This is a genomic window from uncultured Senegalimassilia sp., from assembly GCF_934632265.1.
In the GTDB taxonomy this organism is placed as follows: Bacteria; Actinomycetota; Coriobacteriia; order Coriobacteriales; family Eggerthellaceae; genus Senegalimassilia.
This window is the reverse complement of sequence record NZ_CAKTYH010000185.1, coordinates 1-2,373: the sequence shown is the minus strand read 5'-3', so window position 1 is coordinate 2,373 and position 2,373 is coordinate 1. Positions and strand designations below refer to the sequence as shown.

General features: G+C 66.8%; 2 protein-coding genes. Both read right to left on the bottom strand.

All coding sequences use genetic code 11. The annotated features are described in order from the left end of the window. Positions 1-25: 25 nt before the first annotated feature. Positions 26-955 carry a UDP-N-acetylmuramate dehydrogenase gene (gene murB / locus Q0H50_RS09275; RefSeq protein ID WP_294421675.1) on the bottom strand — a complete coding sequence of 310 codons (930 nt, stop codon included), beginning with the start codon at positions 953-955 and terminating at the stop codon, positions 26-28. A gap of 6 nt (positions 956-961) precedes the next feature. Continuing rightward, a complete protein-coding gene (murC, locus tag Q0H50_RS09270) occupies positions 962-2,362 on the bottom strand; it encodes a UDP-N-acetylmuramate--L-alanine ligase (protein WP_294421676.1) in 1,401 nt (466 codons plus the stop codon). Positions 2,363-2,373: the final 11 nt, after the last annotated feature.

Here is a 2,373-nt window from a genome sequence, read left to right as displayed (position 1 = left end):
CCCGCCGCGGGGCGCCTGGGGGCGCCTATGCGAACCCGAGGAAGCGGACTTCCGGTTGTAATTCGAAGCCATACGCCGCGCATACCTTCGACCTTGCCATGTTAATGAGTTCCAACACGTCTTGAGCGGTTGCATTATCCCTGTTCACGATGAAGTTCGCGTGAACCTCGGAGATCTGCGCGCCGCCGACGCGCTCTCCTTTGAGCCCCACCTGCTCGATGAGCTGGCCCGCAGACGAGTCCTCGGGGTTCTTGAACACGCTGCCGCAGCTTGGCAGCGTGAGCGGCTGCGTCTTCTTGCGGCGGGTATGCGCCGCCTCCATCTTGCCGCGCAGCAGGTAGGGGTCGGCGGGCTTGACCGCCAGCTCGCACTCGACGATGACCTCGTCGGGGGCGAACGAACTGGAGCGATAGCCCCATTGGATGTCGGCGGCCTCGCGGCGGACGAGGCCCGAGCGCGGCGAAAGCGTGGTGACCGAGACCACCCTGTCCGCTATCCCCAGCTCGCGGGTGCCGGCGTTCATGCGCAAGGCGCCGCCGACGGTGCCCGGCGTGCCCACCGCGAACTCGAGCCCCGAAAGGCTGCGGCGGAACGCCTCCTGCACGACGCTGGACAGCGGCACGCCCGCGCCCACGATGAAGCTGCAGGTTTCCTCGTCGAAGCGGCAGGCGCGGAAATCGCGCCCGAGGGCGATGACGACGCCCGGGAAGCCCTCGTCGGAGACGAGCAGGTTCGAACCGCGGCCGACCGCCACCCACGGGATGGCGCATTCTTGGCAGGCGGCCACCAGGCGCTTGAGCGCGCCGATGGAGCCCACCTGCACATAGAAGCGCGCGGGGCCGCCGATGCGGTACATGGTATGGCGGCGCATAGGCTCGTCGGGATAGACGTCGGCGTCGAAAGAGCTATCGACGAGCAGCGCCTCGAGCGGCGAGCATGCGTGACGCGCGCACATGACGGCCTAGCCTCGCGCCTTGAGCAGCGCGTCGATGATCTGCGGGCCCATGGCCGTGACGTCGCCCGCGCCCATAGTGATGACCAGGTCGCCCGGCTGGAGCTTCTCCATGAGATGCGGGACGACGTCGACGCGATGGGCCACGAAGTCTGCCTGGGGATGGCCCTCGTGCTCGAGCACGACGTTGAGGAACGTCTTGCCGGAGACGCCGGGCACCGGCGCCTCGCCTGCCGGATAGACATCCATGAACGTGACGCTGTCGGCCTTGTCGAAGGCGGCGCCGAACTCATCGTGCAGCACCTGCGTGAACAGGGGCGCGCGGGAATAGCGATGCGGCTGGAAGAGCACGTGGACGTGCTTGTAGCCGAGACCGGCGGCAGCTGAGATGGTGGCGGCGATCTCGGTGGGATGATGGGCGTAATCGTCGACGACGGTGACGCCGCCCACTTCGCCGACCAGGTCGAAGCGACGGCGGACGCCGGCGAAGCCCGAGAGCGCCTGAGCGGCCTTGGCGGCATCGAAGCCGAGCGCCCACAGCAGCGTGATGACGCCCGTGGCGTTCAAGACGTTGTGGCGGCCCGGGTTTTGCTTGATGGCGCCCTCCACCTGCGTGCCATCGGGCATGACGGCGGTGTAGCGGCTGCCGATGCCGTGGGGCTCGTAAGAGGTGATGCGGGCATCGCAGGCCTCGTTGAAGCCGTAGGTGTACATGCGACGGCCCTCGGAACGGGCGATGTCGACCACGTGGGGTTCTTCGCCGCACGCCACGATGACGCCGTCCTCAGGGACGAGGCCCATGAAGTCGTGGAACTTGTCGTAGATCTCGTCGAGGTCTTTGTAATGGTCGAGATGATCGGCCTCGATGTTGGTGACGAGCACCGCCTTGGGAGACAGGTACGTGAACGACTTATCCGATTCATCGGCCTCCACCACGTAGTGGCGGCCCGTGCCGGAGTGGGCGTTGGTGCCGTAGGCGCGCACGATGCCGCCGATAAGGAAGGTGGGGTCGGCGCCGAGCGCGTCGAGGACGCTGGCGAGCATGGACGACGTGGTGGTCTTGCCATGCGTGCCCGCGACGGCGAGCGTGTCCAGGCCAACGCCGAGATGCGCGAGCATCTGGGCGCGATGCCAGATCTCAAGGCCGCGACGGCGCGCCTCGATCAGCTCGGGGTTGTTCTCGAGGATGGCCGTGGAGATGACGACGACCGGGTCGCCCTCGGGGATGTTGTCGGCCTGCTGGCCGATGAACACGGTGATGCCGGCCTCGCGCAGCTGCTTGGTGTAGCGGCTTTCCTTGATATCGGAGCCCGACACCTGCATGCCCTGGTCGTGGGCCACGCGGGCGATGCCGCTCATGCCCACGCCGCCAACGCCGATAAAATGCACGCGTTTGCAATTATCCGTCATTTGTTTATGCC